The sequence below is a fragment of the Streptomyces sp. NPDC007205 genome, assembly GCF_040634095.1.
GTDB lineage: Bacteria > Actinomycetota > Actinomycetes > Streptomycetales > Streptomycetaceae > Streptomyces.
The window spans coordinates 1-20,289 of the sequence record NZ_JBEYEW010000057.1; the positions used below are offsets into that span (position 1 = coordinate 1).

Below are 20,289 nucleotides of genomic sequence, written 5' to 3' on the forward strand. Positions count from 1 at the left end.
GGACGACGAAGCCGAGCAGCCACACGATGAGCACGATCACCGCGATCCACCACAGTGCCTTCAGGGCGAAGCCCGCGCCGAAGAGGATCAGAGCCAGCAGAAGAACCAGAAGCAGGGGAACCATCGTTATCAACCTCCTGGCCACCGGGTGCCCTTACTTCAGCCCTACAAGCACACAAAATATGAGTTACTTCCAAGGAATGAGGGGCATATACGCGCCGCACGCCGTGGACGGTTCCCCCTTTCTCGCACCTCACGCACCGCAGACACGCAGCATGCATCACTCAAAGCTATGTCATGGCCTTGGATTGATGGGACCGTTGCGGGGGCGCGCGTACAGCCGACACCCGAGACCGGCGACCGAGGGAACTCAGCCGCACGACCGCCATCGACAAGGCCGAGCTCAGGGTCGAACAGCGCGCCACCGCCCAACGAAGAGCTGAACAGGCGCCAACAGGCAAGAGCGTGGGCGACGCGCACGGTGATCTGATCGGGCGCACGCCGTCCCCGGAGGAACTCCCCTACGTCCCGATGCGCTGGCTGTGCTGGCACTGCCTCGTGCTCCGGCGCCAGCAGCCACGCCGCCGTGACGTACTGCTGCGCTTCTTCCACGCTCTGTTCGCCGGCGACGGGGTCGGGCTGAACGGGATCGAGTGCGGCGTGCTGCTGAATTGGCTGACCGAGGATCCGGCGCTCGCGAACAGCAAGCCGTGGACGGCCGATCCGCTGGAGAACACCCTGGTGCGGCTGGGGACCAGCGTCGCCGACGGCAAGCCGACAACCTGGATCAGCGCCCAGACCGTGCACACCATCGTCGCGGTGCTGAAGGAGGCTCCGGCCTCGCCGATGACGACGGCGCACGACGCCGGGATCCTCGCCGCCTGGTCCAGCACCTGGCTGAATGGGAGACCAACCCGGCAGACCTGCAGCCATCGCGATACGGAACGGGCTGGCGCTTCCGTCAGCAGACGATCGCCCTCACCGAACATCCCACCGTGCTGTCCCAGCTTGGCGGCCCGTTCTTCCTCTTCCAGTGCAAGATCACAAAGACGGGGCAACTTGTGGAGCCCTCGTAGCCGTCAACCGGCCCGCCGATGGCCTGCCCTACAGCAGCGCACCGGCGCCTGGCTCCCGGTGCTCACCTGGGCGGGGCACACCGCTGGCAACGTCTGCAGCGGCGTGTTGTCAGCACCACCAGGCATACTGCCCCCACAACGGCCCGAACCAAGGGGGAGAGAGCGTGCAGGATCAGGCGGCCGGGGCGAGGCGTGGCCGTGCCTGGAGCGAAGAGGAGGACGCTCAGCTTGTCGAAGGTGTGCGCGAAGGGCTGGCTCTGTCCGAGCTCGCTGAACGGCACGGCCGTACGACGGGCGGTGTCCATGCGCGTCTGGACCGGTTCGTTCTACAGTCCGGCTCGGCCGTCGACGATCCGCTGGATTGGCTGAGGTCTCGGCTGGCCGCGGATCCTGGCTACGCATGGCGGGAGGTGGGTGCCGAGCGGCGTCTTCGTGAACGGCGTGAGCGTCACAGGGGGCACGCGTCTGCCGAGCCCCGGGGGTCCTCCGCGGCGAGTTTGACGGAGGTGCTGGCGGACTGGGAGCAGGTGACCGGTCATGTGCTGCGTCCCGAGCGCCGCGAGGTCTTCCTAGCCCGAGAAGTGGTTCAGGACTTGGCGGCCAAGGCCGTGGCCGTACGGCGGACAGCGGCCCGGCGTTTGTGGCACGACGGCGAAGTGCTGCTGCTGGATCACTGGCTGCTTGAGTGCGTGTGCCCGGGCGCCGTGCGCCTGACGGCCAACTGGCCACTGATCGCCGAACGCGATGCCGACACGGTGCTCGTCCTGAGGGAGCTGGTGGCTGCGGCCGTGGATGAGATGCCCGCGGAGCGGGACCGGGAGGTCCTCTCCCGTCGCCTGGGACTTGACGATCAACCAGCCCAGACCCTGGAGAAGGTCGCAGAGACCCTCGGTGTGTCGCGGGAGAGAGTTCGGCAACTGCAGACGAGGGCGATCCGCCGCCTGGCCAAAACCGACGCTCCGGCTTCGCGAAAGCTCCGACGGGTACTGGCCGAGCTGAGCTGTGTGCAGCGGGTTACGCCCGAGGCAGGGCCGTCGGCGGCGGAACGGCTACTCGACCTGTCAGATGTGCTGCTGCCCTCGGTCACGCCTCGCCAGGCGATACCCCTTCTGGCACGGTTAGCCGGCGCGGACAAGGTCCGTGCGGACAACCTGGCGGCAGAGGCGACGACGATACGCCTCCTGCGGCACGAGTCGGCCCGTCGTGAGGCGACGCGGGAGCGACGTATCGAACGTGCCAGCCGACGCTGGGAAGCGCTGGCCAGCGAGATCACCTGGTTCGGCGAGCCCGGACCAGCCCCGCCACGCACTGAATTGGGAACCCTACGGAAGGAGGAGAACACCGACCGGGGACGCTTCGGAGTGTGGCATTGCCCGAAGCTGGACCGTGATGTGTCGTACGAGTCAGAGACAGAGCTGAGAGTGATCCAACTGCTCAGCTTCGCGCCGCAGATCGCCTACTACCAGGAACAACCCCTGGCCATCAGCTACGAGTTTGCCGGGCAACAGCGCACTTACTACCCGGATCTCCTGGCCGCGACTGTGGAGGGCCGTTGCATCCTCATCGAGGTCAAACCAGTCTACGAAATGGCGATGGCCATCAACGTCGCCAAGTACCGGGCCGCCGAGGAATTCTGCCGGCCCAGGGGCTGGGGCCTCGTGGCCACGGACGGCAACCGCACCCGCCGACTGCTCGAACACCGCACGGTCGACCCGGATCTGGAGACGGCGCTGGCCGCCGCCCTCGATGCGCAGGGAGAACTCACCTGGCCGCAGGTCATAACCGCAGCCGATTCCCTGCCCCTGGACACGTTGGGCCTGTGTTCCTTGATCCTCAAGCGTGGCTGGACATGGCATAGCCGCCCCTACCGGCTCCGCCCGGCCCCACCATCAAACGGCCCCAGCACTCCATCGGACCCGGTGATGCCCCCGCACTCGACCGTCTCCCCGGGGAGACCGGTCCGGCACCCTCCCCCACGCGCATAGCCCCTTCCCCGGAGGAGACGAACTTGCCCGCACTCCCGCCGGCGGCTGGACCCGGGAGCAGCTCGCCGACTGAGGCGTCCCCTGGCCTCCGCTCAAAGGCTGGGAGGAGCACCTCATCACCCGGTGGAAAGCCGAGTAGCCCAGGAACTTCTCAGGAACCGGCCCGGCCGGGGCGGGCCCGCCCGTTACTCAGCGGATGACTCCGCCGCTGTCTCAGGAAGAGGTCCCGGGGTCGGCGCGCTGGCCTTCGCCGCGTTCCAGTCCATGAGGAATCGGGCGGTCAGTTCACGCCGGTCGATCACGCGAATCGCGACGGGGTCGATGTAGACACTGTCCTCGTCCGCTCGCTCGAGGAAACCTCGTGCGATGAGCCGCTCGACAGCTTCGCCGACCTCGCCGACGGCCAGAAAGTCGAGCGGCATGAGGATCAGCGCCAGCCCGAAATTGTTCATCTTCGGGCCGTGGGGTCGCAGCACCTCCGCCTGCATCAGAGCCAGCCACAGCAGGGCCGCAGCCTCGTACGGATAGGCCGCCAAAGCCTCCAGGATGCCCTTGTGCCGGGACACGACCAGCGTGTCAGCGTCAGTCGAGTCCAGTTCCATGTACATCCGGTCCGCGTCTGGCGGAAGGAGCCGGACAAAGCCGAGCGCTGTCTGCCCGTGGACGTGCCGGAGGAGTGGCAGGGGCTGCCTCTACGGGCCGAAGGGCTGCTCTTCCCGAACGATGAGTACGGGCCCTGGCAGTTGATCGAAGCCGGCGGCACGTACCTACGACGACGAGCCCTACCAGTGGACCATGTGCCCTCAGTGCGGATCCGTCGGCGCCACGTTCTTCGGCTATGCCACGCGTCTGTCGTGCGGCTGCCTGGATGACCGGGGAGCACCACGAGGTCGACGGCAGCAGGGACAAGCGCCTGCTGGCCGCCTACGCGTGACACAGGGCCAGGGCGTGGACGAGCGTCGGCTTCGTGACGGCGCTGGGCGCGAGCGGCGACGAAGAGAACGTGAACCAGTTCTCCACCTTCGACGGATCATCGTTGTTCACGGTGATCTTCTGGCCGTCCTTGTGGACCTCGTTCCATTTGTCGACGAGGATCTTCAGGGAGGCGGCGACGTTCGTCGCGTAGTCGATCGCGACGAGCTTCTGCACGGACGGGGACAGGCTGGTCTCGCCCGGCTTCTCGTGACCGGCCAGGCGCATGCCGTCGGTCACCTGGCCGACGCCGTAGCCGCAGTCGGTTTCGTACGGCACCTATCGGCGACCCGCGCCAAAACCCGGAAGGGCTCTACCCTATCGAGGGGTAAGTCCGATCATCGGCCCGCCACAGAGGTGCATCGATGGTGTAATCACTCGGCTGGTAGTAGGTATCGCGCTCCCGGCATCTGCCCCTCAGCCCTTCCTGCTTGGCACGAGGGGACGAAAATCCGCGATGGCGTTTTCCCAGTCGAATCTGAACGTGTCTTCCGGAGGAAGGCTGCGGCCAAGGGCCTGCGCTGCGTGCAGCACAGCGGAGGCCAGCTCCGGAGCGGTTGTCTGGGCGATCACGCCGTTCTCGCCGGCGACCGACAGACCCTCCTTGTTTCGTCGCACCACAAGCTTGAACGAGGTGTCGAAGACCGATGTAGCTGAGCACCGGACGTCACCCTGCACAAAGGCACGCAGGCTGTTCAGCAACTGGACGACCGAGACGTAGATCATCATGCCCTGTCTGCCGTGCCGAGATCCCGGTGACGACCATGTCGCCCATATCGAACCCGTGCGGTCGCCTTACTCGGACCGCACGGTGAACTGGAAACTGATCACGGGCTCAGCTCGCGTCCCCCCACACGGCTTGCAGATCGTCGCACCGGACGGTGATCGACGCGTCGGTGAGTGCGATCTGATGCAGGCAACCGCCGTCCTCGTCGGGGAGGATCTCGTCGAGGAGCACGGTGTCGGCCCTCATCCAGTCGATGGAGTGTTCATAGTCGATGGAGAAGTGCTTCACGCCCGAGTAGCTGATGCGCAGGCCGGAGTCGTGCTTGAACTTGTTGGGCGCGAACTCCAGGACCAGCCCACCGCTCTTGTCGGTGGCGAGGTGGACCCCGGCCAGTTCCAGATCCTTCACACAGCGGGTGGCGCCCGCGATGTCGTAGTGGCCGGGGTCGGTGGCGAAAGACCGGGCGCCCGGGGGCAGGTCGGCGCGCAGACGCGGCAGCTCGGCCAGGTAGGCACTCGGGTCCACGTAGAACCCACCGTCTTCCCAGACGGCCGTGACGTACTTCATTTGCAACCTTCCGCGGCGAGAGGCGGTCGCCTCCATTTGTCTCCGGTGATGTCCTCGGTCCCCTTGGGAGCGATGCGGCCGACCTTCCGCAGCTCGTAGATCATCCGTCCCTTGATGGCGTTCTCGACGCCGGGTGGTACTTCGACTTCCGAGGCTTTGATGCCGTGCTTATTGAACCAGCCCTGGCTGTTGAACAGCCCGACTTCGCGCCCGGACTTGTCGTAGACGTGGATTTCCACGTCCCTTCCCTTGTTGCCCACAGGGAAGATGTCGCGTCGGCCTGTGTAGCCTTGCCCGAAGTCCAGCGGGTTCTTCGGTCCCGTCGGCCCCTTCCCGGCAAGACCGAGAGGGTCGCTCCAGCCCAGTGGGTTCGGAACGTAGGCATGGTGATCGGGTGCGGGAACGAGACCCAGCGGATCGGCGCTGATGTACCTCGCCGTCTCCGGATCGTAGTACCGGTGCAGGTTGTAGTGCAGGCCCGACTCGGAATCGGCGTACTGGCCCGGAAAGCGCAAGGGACAGTCCGTCGGCGACGCGGCTTCCTCCGGGTCCGGGAAGCGAGTGCCCCACAGGCTGGTACGGCGCTGCCAGACCACATCTCCCGTTGAGCCGACCAGTTCCGTGGGCGTGCCCACTGAGTCGGTGACGACGGCGTGGAACCGAGCCCCGTGCTCAGGATCCGACTCCTCCGCCAACTGTGCCAGGAATGACGTGTTGGCGGCTGTCGCGGTCGGTTTATGGCTCGTCTGAGCGACCGGCCGAAGACCGTCCGGCGCGTAGTCCCAGGTGGTGACCCAGCCGTCCGGCGTGGTCTGCTCGGCCAGGCACAGGTCGTCCCAGACGAAGTCCGTACGGTCGGCCGCAGAATCGTCGTCGGCCACGCGATGCTTGGAGAGGCGTCGGCCGAGCGGATCATACGCGTACCGCCAATGGCTGCCGTCCGGAGCGACCACGTCTGTGAGACGGTCCTCGGCGTTCCACGCGTAGCTCCAGACCCGGGTCTGGCCGTTCAGGAGCTTGCGGGACCTGCGGACGAGGCGGCCTTCAGCGTCGTACTCGTACGAGGTGCGGCCGGCCGAGCGGACCAGCGTGCCATCGAACCGGCGCTCACCACCTGCCTCGTGGTCCGGCGACATGGCATGCACGAGGTTGCCCGCCGGGTCGTACGCGTAAGACTCGCTCCAGCCGTGGGCGCGGACGCCGGTGACCCGGCCCATGCCATCTAGGTCGAAGCGGCGGGTGCCCGACGTGAGCTCCCGTATCTCGGTCACGTAGCCGTCGGCCCGATGGGAGTACGTCCGATGTTGCAGGAGTCTCTCCGGGGTGGCTGTCAGGCTCTGCCCGGTCAGCAGCCCCGTCGCGCTCCAGCTCTGCGCCAGCGTCACCTCCGTACCAAGGCTTCGCCGGGTCTCGCGGCCGGCGGCATCGTGGGCGAAGTCCAGCGCACCCGCAGAGGAACGCAGGGTGAGCGGGCGCCCTACGGGATCGTATGTCCATTCCGAGTCCAGCCCGGAAGGCGTCACCCGTCGGGTGCGGCGGCCGGCGGCGTCGTGGACATAGGTGGTTGTACGGCCGTTCACCGTCTCCGACAGGACCCTGCCGAGCACGTCCCGCTCGCAGACGAGTTCGGCGTCTGCGTTTGCCGCACGGCACAGCCCGCCGTCGGGGCCGTAGGCGAACGTCGTGATCTCCCCCGCCTCAGAGCGCTGCTCCACGACCCGCCCTAGCGGGTCCCTCAGGAAGCGCAGGGTCTCCCCGGCGCCGTTGGTGACGTCGGCCAGTCGCCCGTTTTCGTCGTGGGTGTAGGTGAGGGTACGGCCGTTGAAGTCCACCTCCGCAGTCAGCCTGCCGGCTTCGTCGTAGGTGTAAGACCAGGTCAGGCCCTGCGGGTTCGTGACTGCCGTCAGACGCAGTTCGGTGTCGTAGACGAACTCGTACCGGGCTCCGTCCGGGTCCGTGCGTGTGGTCGGGACACTGAAGTGGCCCACTGTGTGGTGCGTCGTGTTCCCGGCGGGGTCCGTGTGGGTGAGCAGGTTGCCCTGGGCGTCCCAGGTCCAGGATTCTCGTGTTCCGTCGGTCAGTTGGCGCCAGGATGGCTTGCCCTCCGTCGTCCAGCCCAGTCGGGTGGTGTGGCCGAGAGGGTCGGTCACCTCGATGACCCGGCCGAACGAGTCGCGGCAGATCGTCGTCGTGTGGCCAAGTTCGTCCGTCAGGGAGAGAGGCAGGCCCGCCGCGTCATACGTCATTGTTCGGGTGTAGCCGAGGGCATTGGTGATCGCCGTCGGCCGGCCCGCTTCGTCGTATGTGTAGCGGTCCTCGGCGCCGAGTGGGTTCACGGTCGTCAGTAGGTTGCCCCGGCCGTCGTACGTGTGCCGCCAGACTGCGCCACCTGACTCGACGACCTCGGTCGGCAGGTCAAGTGTGTTGTATGCGGCCCGGGCCACCGAGCCGTCGGGCAGGGTGAGTTCGGTGACGTTGCCGGCGTCATCGTAGGCGTAACGGGTGGTGCGGCCCAGCGGATCCGTGACCGCTACGGGCTGGAAGCCGTACTCGTCCCACTCCGTGCACGTGACATGCCCCAGCGGGTCCGTCTCCTCCACCACCTGGCCCTCGGCGTTGTAGCGGTGGACGGAGGTGTGGCCCTGGGAGTCGGTGTACGTCGTGGTGCGGGCGGTGTCGTCATAGATCAGGGTGCCGGACAGGATGCCGTCGACACCCTCGGTGCGGACCACGCGGCCTCGGTTGTCGTAGACGTAGGAGAACCAGGTGCCGTTGCGGTCGGTCCAGCGGGTGACGCGGCCCTCGGAGTCGTAGGTGAAGCGCAGGGGCTTGCCGCTGGAGTTGGTGACCTCGGTGAGGTTGCCGGTGGCGTCGTAGCCGTAGCGCATGACGACCGTGCCCTCGTCGGGCGCGGTGCCCGGGCAGTAGCGGGACGGCGGCTCGTCCAGCAGGCGCAGGGCTGTGATGCGGGGGCCCTGGGTGTCGACGGCGACGTAGTAGCCGCCGGAGTGGCGGATGCCGTACGGGATGCCTTCGTCGTCGCGTTCGACGTCGATGCGGTTGCCGTTGCGGTCGGTCCAGGAGTCGAGGACCAGGTGGAAAACGCCGAAGGTGGGTGAGGGGACGGGGACAGTGAAGGTGCGGGTCCCGGAGTGCGAGTCTGACCGCTTGATTCCGATCACTTAGCCCGGCCTGCAGGCCGTTGACGGTGAGGGCGAGCACCAGGGCGAGCTTGATGCGGGTGGGGGTCGATCTCAGGTTCGGATGAAGCATGACACCGCTGGCCAAGAGGCCGGCAGGGCCCGTCCAGATGGGGATGTGGAGGCGGGCCGTGCTGTCTATGGCCTCGCGCAGGGTGCACCGGCCGGTCAGGTAGAGGAGTGCGTTGCAGTCGGCGACCAGGACGGCTCCAAGACCGAGCACGAGAGAGGCCAGGTGAACGAAGAGCGCCGCGGTGTGCAGGGTCGCGTCCACGCGCAGATGCAGGGATATCCAGGCGCAGGCCGAGAGTGCCAGGCAGGCGGCGAGCGCGGCGGCGGTGACCGTCCACCATGCGTCGTACAGCCCCAGCCGCCGGACGGGCCCTGGCTCGGGGGGAACGGACGACTCCGAGGGCAGCGCGGACACAGACGACTCCTAGATCACTCACAGCGACACTTAGGCGAGGCTTACCTAATAAATCGGGTCGGTCAAGCCCCAAAGTCGCTGCATATATTCACCGCGACGCAAGCGTGATCACGGCGTATCGGTCCCGCGACCTGCGACAACCGGCACACCAGCAGCCGACCGGACGCATGGGCCATGGCCCGGCGGCGGGGCGACGCGCCATTGTTGTGGCGATTCATCCCGCCTGTGGCGGTCACGCGCGCACGCGAGAGCTGGATGCGAGCAGCCTCGCTCTGGTAACGACTCCGCCAAGCCCTCCGGAAGGCCGCTCCACACTATTGTTAGGTAAGGCTAACCTGCCTTACTTTGTGTGCTTCCTATGCACATCAGACCGGAGTCCCTCATGTCCAGCGCGAACGTCGCCCTGCTCGGAGCCATCGCAGGCTTCACCATCTACCTCGGTCTGCCCATCGGCCGTCTCCGCAGACCCACACCGCGCCTCAAGGCCGGCTTGAACGCGGTGGCCATCGGCATCCTGATCTTCCTTGTATGGGATGTGCTCGCCCATGCCTGGGAGCCCGTCGACGAGGCTCTGAGCAAGCACGACTGGGCCAGCGTCACATCCGGCGGCTTCACCCTCGCCGCGGGCCTGACCGTCGGGCTGGCCGGACTCGTGCACTACGACGCCTGGATCGCCCGCCGCCGGACCGCAGCCACAGGGCCGGCTGGGCCGGGCGCTGCTGCCACCGCCGAGCTGGCGCCGAAAACCCGCAGCCAGGCTGGCTCCCTCGCCCTGATGATCGCCACAGGCATCGGCCTGCACAACTTCGCCGAGGGCCTGGCCATCGGCAATTCCGCCGCCCAGGGCGAGATCTCCCTGGCTCTGCTGCTGATCATCGGCTTCGGACTCCACAACGCCACCGAGGGCTTCGGCATCGTCGCCCCCCTGGCCGCCGAGGGCGAACGCCCCTCCTGGCTCACTCTCCTGTGGCTCGGTCTGATCGGCGGCGGCCCCACGTTTGCCGGCACGCTCGTAGGCCAGCACCTGGTCAACGACACCCTGTCGATCGCTTTCCTCGGCCTCGCCGCCGGCTCGATCCTCTACGTCGTCATCGAACTGCTGGCAGTGGCTCGCAAGACCGGACTGAAGACCCTCACCACCTGGTGCGTCCTGCTCGGTCTCCTGCTGGGCTTCGCCACGGACGCCGTCGTCACGGCGGCCGGCGCCTGAGCAGCACGTACTCCTGTCGGCGCAAGCGGCGAGTGCCGTGCCGGTTCGGGGGTATTCGCGGCGTTGACCGTGGGTTGCTCAGGACAAGGGTGGCGGTGGCGATCAGTTGTGCGCGAAGACGAATCCCAGCCGCTGGTCAGCCGCCCGGTCCTCGCTGCCGTCGCCTTCGACGGCAGCGAGCCGATCGCGTAAGGCCCGCCGCGCCGCCCGCCGCTTCATGACCGACGTCCAGGCCGTGCACGGTATCCCGGTCTCGGAGCGGGCACTGGGCACGGCGGAGCTGGTGGTCAGCGAGCTGGTCACCAACACCCTCAAGTACGCGCCCGGACCGCTGCTGCTGGAGTTGGAGGTCAGCGACGGGGCGGTGGAGATCAGCGTGTGGGACACCGACCCCACCCTGCCCGCGGCCTGCCCTGCTGATCCGGGCCGGGTCGGACGGCATGGGCTGGAGATCGTGATGGCGGTGTGCGCAGCTTCGAGATCCGCCGCGAACCGGTGGGCAAGCGCGTGAAGGCGGCCATCGTGCTGGCCGACGATCCCGGCGGGCACCCGGCGGGCCGCCTGCTGTGACCACCGGGATCGGGCGTGTCCTCGCGGTGTGCGGATCGCCGACAGGGCCGCTCGCAGCACCGCGTCATGCCGCGCGGTCCCCAGCCCGGCCACCGTGGGTGACCCCATGCGAAGCGTTTCTAGTGTGTGCTTGATCGGGAAGGGTTTCACGTGGTGGCGGCCCGATGGGGCCGGGGCTTCGCCTGCTCTCCGAGGGCGCGAAGTGACGCCGGGTTAAGGGCCAGCTGCGGGCATCGCGCCGGCATGCCCGCAGCTGCCTACCGGTCTCCTGCCTGATCGTGTGGGTCTTGTTCGCCCACCCACCACCGGGCCTCCGCCAGATTCGCGGCAGTGCCCACCGGTTCGTACGAAAACCCGTTCCATTCCTCCAGCACCCGCGGCTCGTCGGGCCGCAGGTGTCCGCCGCCGCCGTGGAGCGGGCGGTGCCTGCGGTGGACATCGAGCGGCGGGCGGCGCCGCTTGTTGTACGCGGCGAGCTGGTCGTCGGCGTCCACGCTCGGGACGGCTCGGGAGGGCTGGTTCGGCGGTCCGGGTCGAGAGTGCTTGCCCATGGGTCCGATGGTCTCAGGCGGCGATGGTGGTCGGCCGGGCTGCGGCAAGATCGGCCGCGCGGGTGCGTACCTCGTCCACCGCGGAGGTCTTGTACGGGCGGGCGGCTTCCAGCAGCGTGTGAGCCGGGAGGCCACCAGCGTGGAGTCGACCCGGGCCGCCTCGGTAAGGGCCTGCTGGGCCGCCGCGGCGGCCTGCTCGGCTTCTCCCTGGGCGAACAGCGCGGCAGCCAGGCCGATCCGGTCCATGACCTTCACCCGGTCGAAGCCGGGCCTGCGCAGGGCGAGCGCATCGGTGAAGTGATCACTGGCGCGCCGGTGCCCGCCGATGCCGTTCAGGTCGCGGGCGGCCACCGCGCGGGCACCAGCGTGCTCGGCGGCGTCGAAGTACGCCACCCACTCCGGCACCTCTCCCAGGCCGCCCGCAACCAGCTCGTCAGCGGCGCCAAGGTGATGCTCCGCACCTTGCTCGTCGCCGAGGGCCGCGTGGACCCGCCCGGTCTGGGAGGCGACCAGCGCCCTGGTCGCGGGCAGGGTCGCCTTTCCAACCCTGCACCAGCACCGTTGCTTACCCAGCGGAGACGTTAAACGACAAGCTCACCGCTCCCCGCCACCTCCGAGCCCGCCGCAGCTGCCTCCGGCGGCGGGAATGCCCCTCCCCCGCCGCCGGATGGTGCTGGGCTGAGTCAGTAGGCCACGAGTCGTGTCCGGGCATTGGCGCGGCCGAGGCCCGTTCGTCGGCGAGCTGCTCGCTCACCCGCTCAAGGACTCGCTCAGCGACGGCGAGTTCGTCCCGCTCAGCCCGTACCACCACCGACTGCTTGGCCAGCTGTTCTTCGAGTTCGTCCAGCTCCGCGCGCCGCGCGGTGATCCCGTATACCCCAGCTGAGCTTTGGAAAGAGATCGCCCATGCCCATCGTCGGCCCCGGCCCCGACGACCCCGAGAACGACGACTGGGACCCTTCCTGGGAAGACCAGGACACCTCGTTCCGGCGCTGGCTGCATGTGACACTAACGGCAGCCGGATTCGAGTGCGCAGCCGACGTCGCTGGCATCTATGCGCCCGCCAACCGGTACAACGGCCTCGACGACATCCAGGCCGGCCTCCTCGCCACCCTCACCTTGGGCCGACCGATCGCCGAGCTCGAGCTCCGTCACCGGCTGCGGGCCAGGGCCGAGGACCGCATCCGCGCCGCCCGGGACACCGGCCTGCGCAATCTGCCCCTGCACCGCACGGCCCAGAACCGGATCTGGCTGGAGATCGCGCAGATCGCTCTCGACCTGCTGGCCTGGATGCCGACGCTCGCCCTGACCGGCAAGGCCAGGCTCTGGGAGCCCCGCCGACTACGGCTCCGCCTGTTCACCGCGGCCGGACAGCTCGTGACCACAGGCCGTCGGCGAATCCTCCGCCTGGCCCGGCACTGGCCCTGGACCAGTCACATCACCACAGCTCTCGAACGGCTCACCCAACTGCCCGACCCTGGCTGACCAGCAGATTCCCCGTCCCTTCGACAGCACTCCAACACCCGGAGCCGTGGAATCCGGCGCCATCCCGAGGCGACACTCGGCTCTTCGGCTTGCACAGCCTCAGCCCACGGCACGAAAACGGTCCACCGACTCCGTCGGCGGACCGTCACGAAACTTCGAGGTTAGAGGGCCCCGACGATCGCGGTCAGATCGCCATGGCTCGAGATTGCCACCGTCACATCGTCACACTGCACATGGCGAGCGGGCTCCTGGTCGCCGAAGACCAGCCCGATGCGATCCGCTGTTTGGAAGAAAGCCAGCTTCTCGACCGTGCGCACGACGGATTCGTCGAGGTCCGCCGCATCCGGCCGTCCCTGGGGCGATCGGTCGACGACCGGCGACTGAGCCGGCGTTCCGCCGCCGATGGGCACCTCGTATCCCGCTTCGACTTCCGGGGGCAACTCGATCACGATCGCCTGGACGAGCATGCCGGTGAGCGGATCGATCTTCAGCTCGACCTCCCCGCCGTCGACCCCGGAGATCCTGAGGTACACCGGCTTGCCCGCAGGCCGGGGCAGCCAGGTGACCTTCATGGGGACCCAGGGATCGCTCTCGACGACTGCGCCCTCGCAGCCCACCGAATCAAGTACGCGAAGCATGAGCTCTCCCATCACCCCGTCGGCAGGGCATGGAACAGGACCGGGAGCTGCCCCGGACTCTTCGGGGCACCGAATTTCAACTCCCACCCTCCGACGTTCACGATCTTATCAAAGGGGATTCCTCCCCTGGCGGCTTCGGCCACTGCGGACTGCAGACTCGAAAGCTGGGCCTGAGTCGCCATATCGATCTGTGCCTTCGTTGCACCGCGCTGAGCCATCCCCGAGAGGTATTCGGCGATGTGCTCGGAGGCATTTCCGTGGACCCAGACGCGCGCGTCACCCGCGGTGAGTTCGAACGATTTAGGCAGTTCGCTCCCGGGGTAATTCGGCTGGGTGGCCTTGACGCCGTCCCATACGCTCCGGGCCCGGCCGGCCTCTGCGATGCCTTCGACGCCTTCCTCGGCCCTCTTGGCGACCTTGAGTTCGCCGACGCCGGGGATGACAACCATGGCGGCGAAGGCGCACTTGCCGAGGGTGGGGTTCTCGATGCAGTCCTGAACGTCCTTGCCGCCCGAGAGCGCCCACAGTCCGCCGTAGATCATGGCGGCTTCCTGGGGATCGACATCGATCGGCGGGTCCATGACACCGCCGTCCTTGAGGCAGTCGGGGTAGTAACCGAGCCGGGGAACGAAGTGGCAGTGCTTGGTCTTCTTCTTCGCCTCCTCCGCCTGAGCCTTGCGTGCCGCCTCGGCCTGGCGCCGGATCTCGGCTTCCTCGGCACGGCGCTTGTCCATGGTGATCTGCCATGCCTGCGAAGCCTGCTCCTGGGCTTCCTTGGCGCTCTTGCCGGCGGCGACCGCGGAGTCGTGGGCGTCGGCGGCGGACTGATCGGCCTGGGCGGCAGAGGTGCGCGCGTAGTCGGCGTTGAACTGGGCCTGGGTGGCCGATTCGGTGGCGTCGGCGGCGTCGCGATCGGCGGCGTCGGCGGCGGCACGCGCGGTGGCCACGGACTTGCGGGCCTGGGCGGCGGAGTTCTCGGCGCTGGTGGCGGCCACGTCAGCGTCGTGGGCGTAGCCCTGGGCCTCGTGGGCGGAGTTGGCCGCCTGGTTGGCTGCCTTCTGGGCGTCGGTGGATGACCGGTGGGCGTCGGCGGCTGCCTTGGCGGCGAGCCAGCTGTTCTTGCGCGCCGTGGCCGCGATGCCGGAGGCCTCGGCGATCAGGCGCTGCATCTGGGCGTTGTGGGTGTCGGCGAGCTTGTCCTTGCGGTCGGCCATGTACTGGCCGACGTTGAGGAAGGCTTCGAGCTGGTCGGCGGGGCCGGCCAGGGCGATCTTGGCGGCTGCCTTCACCTCCGGGCCGCCGTCGTTGACGAGTTTGGAGGCGGTGACGCGTTCGTCGTCGCTGCGGGCGGAGTACTGGCCGGTGGCGATGAAGGCGGCCAGTGTCTTGGGGTCGTTGGTGGCCAGGGCGGCCTTGGACGCTTCCTTGACGCCGGGTCCGCCGGCGTTGTTGATCTGCGAGACCTTCACCCGCAGGTCGTCGTTGGCCGCCGTGTACTGGCCGGTGGTGTAGAAGTCGGCGACCTGCTGGTCACTGCCCTTGAGTGCGTCGGCGGCGGCGGTGCGCACCGTCTGGTAGGGGCTGTCGGTGGTGAGTTCGAAGACCCTCTCGCGCGTCTCCTGGGCCTCGGCGGTCTGCCAGCCGGTGCGCAGGTAGGCGATGACGTCGGCGTCGGTGCCGGACAGGGCCGAGGTGGCCGCCTGCTGGCTGAGCGGGCCGAGGTCCTTGAGTGCCTGCAGGGCGAGCCGGCGTCCCTTGGCGGCCAGTGCCGTGGAGTCCGCGTCGGGCTTGGCGGCTTCGGCGGCCAGGGCCTGTGCGGTGTCGTCCAGGCCGCGCGCCTCCAGCACGCTGGCGGCCGTCTGGGAGGTGAGAGTGTCGGCCTGGTCCTTGCGGCTGCGGGCGCGTTCGATGGCGGCGTTGGTACGGCTGGTGAGATCTTCGGCCTCGGTCTTGCGGGCGATGTCGAAGACCTTCTTGCCGGTGGTCACCGCCAGGGCGGCGGTGTCGGCCGCCTTCTTGGCGGCATCCGCCTGCTGGTCGGCCTGCTTGGCCGCGTCCGCCGACTGCCCGGCGTGCTTGGCCGCGTCCTCTGCGGCGTCGGCTGCCTTGTTGGCGTGGTCGGCGGCCGAGTTGGCCGCATCCCGAGCGGCGTAGGCGGCGTCCGCGGACTCCTGGGCCAAAGCCTGTGCCGCGTTGGCCGCACGGTTGGCCTCGGCGGCGTGCCGTCGCGTCTCCGCCGCCGCCTGCGCGGCCTCGTTGGAGTGGACCCCGGCCGCGTCCGCGGCGGCGTTGGCCTCGTCCGCGGCGTCCGCGGCGGCGTTGGCGTCCGCACCGGCGGCCAGCGAGTCGGCCGCGGCCGACTTGGCGGCCCGTGAGGCGTCACCGGCCGCCTGGGCGGCCTGCGCCGACTTGGCTGCCAGCAGCGCGGCGGCCCGCGCGGTGGCCGCGGCGTTCTTGGCGTCCTCGGCCTTGGACGCGTTACCGGCCGCCGCGGCAGCCGCGCTGTGGGCCCGGGATGCGGCATCGGCCGCCGCAGCGGCGGCGCTGGCGGTCTGCGCGGCAGCCGCCGCAGCCACCCGCGCCGACTCATTCGCCGCGTTGGCCGCCCCGATCGCCTCCTGCGCCGCACCGGCGGCGGCCCGTGCCGCGTCGGCGGCCTGGCTGGCCCGGGCCGCGGCGAGCTGTGAGTCGCCCTTGGCCGCCTGCGTCTCCTTGGCCGCCCGCTGCGCGTCCTGCTTGGCCAGCGATGAAGCCGCCTTGGCCCGCGCGGAAGCCGCCTTGGCCGCCTCGGTGACCGCCTGCGCGCGCAGCCCCGCCTTCTGCGCCTGGTCCAGCAACTGCTGGAGGGTGGCGTGTTCCTGGTCCTTGTTACGGGCCACGAACTGCCCGACCTCAAGGAACTCCACCACGTCGTCGGGTGTGCCCTGCAAGGCGAGCTTGCCGGCCGCCTTAACCGCCTGCCCGCCGTCATTGATGATCTTGGAGACCTCGACCCGGTCGTCAGTCTCCTGCGCCTCGTACTGGCCCGAGTTCAAGAACCGGGCGACATCCTCCGGAGTGCCCTTCAAGGCCGCCGTCCCGGCCTGCTTGACCCCCGGACCGCCGAAGTTGATGACCCGCGACGCCTCAACGCGCTGGTCCTCCTGCAACGGCGCCTTCCAGCCGTCCTTCAGGAAGGCGCGCACGGCACCCGGGTCGGTGGACATCAGTGCGTTCTTGGCCGCTTCCTGCACGGCCGGGCCGCCCACGGCGACCATGCGGCTGGCGTCGACGCGGTCGTCGTCGTTGCCGATGGTGTCCTTGTCGGCGAGGAACTTCCTCACGACCTCGTCCGAACCGACCAGGGCCTTCTCCGCCGCCGCCTTCACACCCGGGCCACCCCAGGTCCACGCGTCGACGACGAGAAGGCGGTCGGAGACCGGGTATCCGCCGTCGACCGGGTCGTCGTCCGCGGCGGCCGGTCCGGCGCCGAGGAGTCCGGCGGCGAGCGTGAGCGGCAGCAGAACGGCGCACACGCCGCGAAGTGCGGGGCGATGTCCCCGGGTCGGCGCTGTTGTGTTCTTCGATGGCGCCCCTGATGAGCGCGAAGGCCGTTTCACTGGCCCATTCCCCCTGAGAAGTAAGTGATATCGGTCATACGTCGGCACGCATGCGGGCGCGGCTGGTCGAGGGCCGCGTCCGTTGACATCAAGCGGTGGCCACTGCACCCGGGTGACCTGGTCATGGCGTCCGCGCTGACCGGCCGGTCAGCGTCATCCGTGCTGTGTGGTGTGGCTTCTGACTACGTGCCAGTAACATCCTACGCACAGACCACGCACGGGAAGTTCACGGGAGCTTCACTGCCGTGCCGCACCAAAACGGGGAAGGAAAGACACCTTGATATCCAAAGTTCGCAACGTCATCATGGCGGGCGTCTGCGGGGGGCTGGCGCTCTGCGCCGGAGCCGCGACGCTGACCACCGCGCATGCCGCTCCGGGTGACCCCTCCCCCACCACCTCGGCCAGCCCGGCGCCGGGTGACGACACGATGCCCTTCGCCGTCGAGGACTTCGCCTACCCGGGGGCGGCGAAGATCTTCCAGGAGAAGCAGATCCTCCTCAAGCAGGGCGACGGTCACATCATGCTGACCGACTGCAAGTCCACGTACGCGATCATGGTGGAGTCACGGACCGCTCAGAAGCAGTTCTGCTTCTCGGTCAGCGGGAAGCAGGGCGACCTGACCCTGGAGCTGCCCGATGCCTACGGCATCTGGACCCAGGACCACCCGGTCGAGGCCAAGGTCAGCAACGGCGACAAGGAAACCGTCGTCCAGGCCGCGAAGAACGACTACAAGCCCATCGGTGAGTCGGGTGCCAGCGGCCAGCGATCCGTCCTCGTCGAACTCCGCGTCACCGGCTGAGCATCCGCGCGAGCGCTACCGCAGGCGGATCCGCCGCGTCTCTCCCGCGCCACGCGCCATCAACCCTCACCGGCAGCACGACAGCTGCCACCTCTGACCGGCCACGGCTGCCACCGCTACAGCAGACGCCGGAGCCGGCCGATCCACCGCGCCGTCGTCCGCCGGGTGAGTCAACGGCAGCCGATGAGGGCCGATCATCCCGAAGGCGCGCCGGCCCTCTGTGGCTTGCCCCTCGCGGGCTGACCAGGCTCACTTGCTTTCTCTTCTCACCGACCTCACAGAAAACGGGGAAACTTCATGTCCCGCTTTCGTCCGCACACCGCGCGGACCAGCGGCCTGATCGCCGCTGCCACCCTGGCCGCCGCCGTGTCGGCCACGCCCGCGACCGCCGTACAGGGCCCGCAGGCCCCCGCCGCCACCGCGGCCGCCACCGCCCGGCTCGACATCCGGCTCGACACCGACCACCAGCGCGGCTGCTCGGCCGTGCTGGTGGCTCCGCAGTGGCTGCTGACGGCCGCGAGCTGCTTCACCGACACCCCGGGCGGCACCCTCGCCCCCGGCGCGCCGAAGCTGAAGACGACGGCCACCATCGGCGGCAGCGCCCAGCAGGTGGTGAACCTCGTTCCCCGTACCGACCGTGACATGGTGATGGCCCAACTGGCCAAGCCGGTCAGCGGCATCACCCCCGTCCCGGTGGCCGGCAGCGCGCCCAGTGCCGGGGACGAGGTCCAGGCCGCAGGATATGGGCGCACACGCGAGGAGTGGGTGCCCGACCAGGTGCACACGGCGACCTTCACCGTCCAGAACACCGCTGCCACCACCCTCGATCTGGCGGCGAAGTCCGACGGCGCCGCCGTCTGCCAGGGCGACACCGGCGGCCCCGCGCTGACCACCGCCAACGGCCACACAGCGGTCGTCGGCGTCGACAGCCGTTCTTGGCAGGGCGGTTGCCTGGGCACCGACCCTGCGGAGACCCGCACCGGGGCCATGGCCGCCCGCGTCGACGACCTGGCCGGCTGGGTCCAGCAGGTCGCCTACGCCCCCGTCTTCGCGGCCGCCCCGTGGAAGCACGCCGTGCAGATCACGGCCGGCTACTACACCGGCGACTCGGCCGGCGGCACCCGCCACACGGACCTGATCGTCGTCTGGGACAGCGGCAAGGTCACCCTCTACCAGGGCGGCTACGGCAACGACCCCGCCCGCCCCTTCGCCGCGGAACACCAACTGCAGCCCGAGAAGAGCATCTGGACCCACGCCGTCAACGTGACCGGCACCAACACCGGCGGCGGCACCGACGGAGTCGTGGTCCGCTGGAACGACGGCGAGATGACCCTCTACCCCACCGTCGATGCCAAGGGCTTCCACGGCGAGAAGCAGCTCGCCCCGCCCAAGACCCCCGAATGGCAGAACGACGCCCAGCAGCTGACAGCCGGCCGCTTCACCCCGGGCGGCCGGCGCGACGACCTGCTGGTCACCTTCAAGGACGGCCACGTCTCCGTCTTCAGCGACCTGGCGGCCAACGGGCTGAAGAAACAGACCCAGACCATCGCCAAGAACAACACCTGGCCCTACGCCGAGAAACTCGCCACCGGCTCCTTCACCGGCAAGACCACCGACGACGTGCTGGTGCGCTGGATCGACGGCGAAACCACCATCTACCCCGGCATGACCGGCAAATCCCTGCCCGGCGAGATCAGGATCCGGCCCGAAAAGTCGTACTGGACCAACGCCGCCGCCATCACCGTCGGCGCCTTCACCACCAACACCACCGCCAACGACATCCTCGTCCGCTGGAACGACGGCCACGTCAGCTACTTCACCGGCGTCGACGCCAAGGGCCTCCACGACGAAATCCAGCTGGCACCGGCCTCTTGACCCACCGGCGGAACATCGCCCAGAACCTCGCACGGGCCATCATGATGATCGCCCTCTGAGACTGTTGATTTCGCGGGCGGTATCCCGGCCGGTCCGGGTGCCGCCCGCTCTCCCTTCTCCTGCACGAAGGAGGCACCCCGTGCAACCCCAGCAGCTCGATGACGAACCCACCTGGGCATCTCTGTCCACACGTGAGAAGGCGTCTGTTGCCGTCGGCATGACCGTCCTCGGGCTTGGCATCCACGCTGTCCTGGTCTTGGTGGTGCTGGCAGGCGTCCTGGTTGTTGCCTTTCTCTCCAGTAACTTGATTGAAGCCGACAGTGCAGGCTCTCTCGTCTGGGCAGTCGTGCTGTATCTACCCTGTGGCCTGCTCGCAGGTGTATTCGCCATCCCTGTACGTCTTGCGGTGCGCCTGACAGCTGTTTCTGACAAGATCAAATGCGGCGCGGGTGCGGCCATGTCCGCAACCACGACGTTTCTGGGAGCCCTGGAGCCTTTTCAACGGTGAGCCTGCAGGGTGAGGATGGCCTTTGTGGTTGACGTGAGTGCGTTCGGGCTGAGTCTGGCCTTGCGGAGGATCCGCCAGGTCTTGATCCGGGCGATGGTGC

Annotated in this window: 16 protein-coding genes and 2 pseudogenes; 8 read left to right on the forward strand and 10 right to left on the reverse strand. The window is 68.6% G+C overall.

What is annotated here, in order from left to right; translation table 11 throughout:
- On the reverse strand, positions 1 to 124 hold a 124-nt coding region (locus ABZ624_RS38975), incomplete at its 3' end, for a hydrophobic protein (protein WP_360099712.1).
- 397 nt (positions 125 to 521) lie between these two features.
- Positions 522 to 989 (reverse strand): hypothetical protein, encoded by a 468-nt coding sequence (locus ABZ624_RS38980; RefSeq protein WP_360099684.1) that lies wholly within the window; start codon positions 987 to 989, stop codon positions 522 to 524.
- A 251-nt stretch (positions 990 to 1,240) separates the two neighbouring features.
- On the opposite strand from ABZ624_RS38980, the gene ABZ624_RS38985 reads away from it, so the two are divergent.
- A complete protein-coding gene (locus tag ABZ624_RS38985) occupies positions 1,241 to 3,061 on the forward strand; it encodes a sigma factor-like helix-turn-helix DNA-binding protein (protein WP_360099686.1) in 1,821 nt (606 codons plus the stop codon).
- 185 nt (positions 3,062 to 3,246) lie between these two features.
- Here ABZ624_RS38985 and ABZ624_RS38990 read toward each other — a convergent pair whose 3' ends face one another.
- The 5 genes from ABZ624_RS38990 to ABZ624_RS39010 form a co-directional block, all read right to left on the reverse strand.
- Positions 3,247 to 3,663, reverse strand: a complete 417-nt coding sequence (locus ABZ624_RS38990) for a hypothetical protein (protein ID WP_360099688.1) — start codon at positions 3,661 to 3,663, stop codon at positions 3,247 to 3,249.
- 322 nt (positions 3,664 to 3,985) lie between these two features.
- Entirely contained in the window at positions 3,986 to 4,312 is a 327-nt protein-coding gene (locus ABZ624_RS38995; RefSeq protein ID WP_360099690.1) for a hypothetical protein, read from the reverse strand.
- Positions 4,313 to 4,450: 138 nt separating this feature from the next.
- Entirely contained in the window at positions 4,451 to 4,762 is a 312-nt protein-coding gene (locus ABZ624_RS39000; RefSeq protein WP_360099692.1) for a hypothetical protein, read from the reverse strand.
- A 106-nt stretch (positions 4,763 to 4,868) separates the two neighbouring features.
- Positions 4,869 to 5,327, reverse strand: a complete 459-nt coding sequence (locus tag ABZ624_RS39005) for a hypothetical protein (RefSeq protein WP_360099694.1) — start codon at positions 5,325 to 5,327, stop codon at positions 4,869 to 4,871.
- The gene (locus ABZ624_RS39010) at positions 5,324 to 8,509 is read right to left on the reverse strand and encodes an RHS repeat-associated core domain-containing protein (protein ID WP_360099696.1); all 3,186 of its coding nucleotides are present in this window, start codon (positions 8,507 to 8,509) and stop codon (positions 5,324 to 5,326) included. The genes ABZ624_RS39005 and ABZ624_RS39010 overlap by 4 nt, the downstream gene beginning before the upstream one ends.
- Before the next feature lie 827 nt (positions 8,510 to 9,336).
- On the opposite strand from ABZ624_RS39010, the gene ABZ624_RS39015 reads away from it, so the two are divergent.
- Positions 9,337 to 10,164 (forward strand): ZIP family metal transporter, encoded by an 828-nt coding sequence (locus tag ABZ624_RS39015; protein WP_360099698.1) that lies wholly within the window; start codon positions 9,337 to 9,339, stop codon positions 10,162 to 10,164.
- Positions 10,165 to 10,318: 154 nt separating this feature from the next.
- Positions 10,319 to 10,734: pseudogene (locus tag ABZ624_RS39020) on the forward strand (ATP-binding protein).
- 257 nt (positions 10,735 to 10,991) lie between these two features.
- Here ABZ624_RS39020 and ABZ624_RS39025 read toward each other — a convergent pair.
- The gene (locus ABZ624_RS39025) at positions 10,992 to 11,678 is read right to left on the reverse strand and encodes a DUF6087 family protein (protein ID WP_360099700.1); all 687 of its coding nucleotides are present in this window, start codon (positions 11,676 to 11,678) and stop codon (positions 10,992 to 10,994) included.
- Between the two features lie 307 nt (positions 11,679 to 11,985).
- Between ABZ624_RS39025 and ABZ624_RS39030 the strand changes: the two genes are divergently transcribed.
- The gene (locus tag ABZ624_RS39030; RefSeq protein WP_360099702.1) at positions 11,986 to 12,171 is read left to right on the forward strand and encodes a hypothetical protein; all 186 of its coding nucleotides are present in this window, start codon (positions 11,986 to 11,988) and stop codon (positions 12,169 to 12,171) included.
- Between the two features lie 127 nt (positions 12,172 to 12,298).
- Positions 12,299 to 12,770, forward strand: a pseudogene (locus tag ABZ624_RS39035) (transposase); the annotation flags it as partial.
- Positions 12,771 to 12,931: 161 nt separating this feature from the next.
- Here the strand turns inward: ABZ624_RS39035 and ABZ624_RS39040 are convergent.
- Positions 12,932 to 13,408 (reverse strand): hypothetical protein, encoded by a 477-nt coding sequence (locus ABZ624_RS39040; RefSeq protein WP_360099704.1) that lies wholly within the window; start codon positions 13,406 to 13,408, stop codon positions 12,932 to 12,934.
- 11 nt (positions 13,409 to 13,419) lie between these two features.
- Complete coding sequence (locus ABZ624_RS39045) at positions 13,420 to 16,923, reverse strand: hypothetical protein (protein ID WP_360099705.1); 3,504 nt, start codon at positions 16,921 to 16,923, stop codon at positions 13,420 to 13,422.
- A 361-nt stretch (positions 16,924 to 17,284) separates the two neighbouring features.
- On the opposite strand from ABZ624_RS39045, the gene ABZ624_RS39050 reads away from it, so the two are divergent.
- From ABZ624_RS39050 to ABZ624_RS39060, 3 genes are all read left to right on the forward strand, one after another.
- A complete protein-coding gene (locus tag ABZ624_RS39050) occupies positions 17,285 to 17,806 on the forward strand; it encodes a hypothetical protein (protein WP_360099707.1) in 522 nt (173 codons plus the stop codon).
- Positions 17,807 to 18,103: 297 nt separating this feature from the next.
- Complete coding sequence (locus ABZ624_RS39055) at positions 18,104 to 19,681, forward strand: S1 family peptidase (RefSeq protein ID WP_360099709.1); 1,578 nt, start codon at positions 18,104 to 18,106, stop codon at positions 19,679 to 19,681.
- Positions 19,682 to 19,820: 139 nt separating this feature from the next.
- On the forward strand, positions 19,821 to 20,189 hold the full coding sequence (locus ABZ624_RS39060; protein WP_360099710.1) for a hypothetical protein: 369 nt from the start codon (positions 19,821 to 19,823) through the stop codon (positions 20,187 to 20,189).
- Positions 20,190 to 20,289 lie beyond the last annotated feature (100 nt).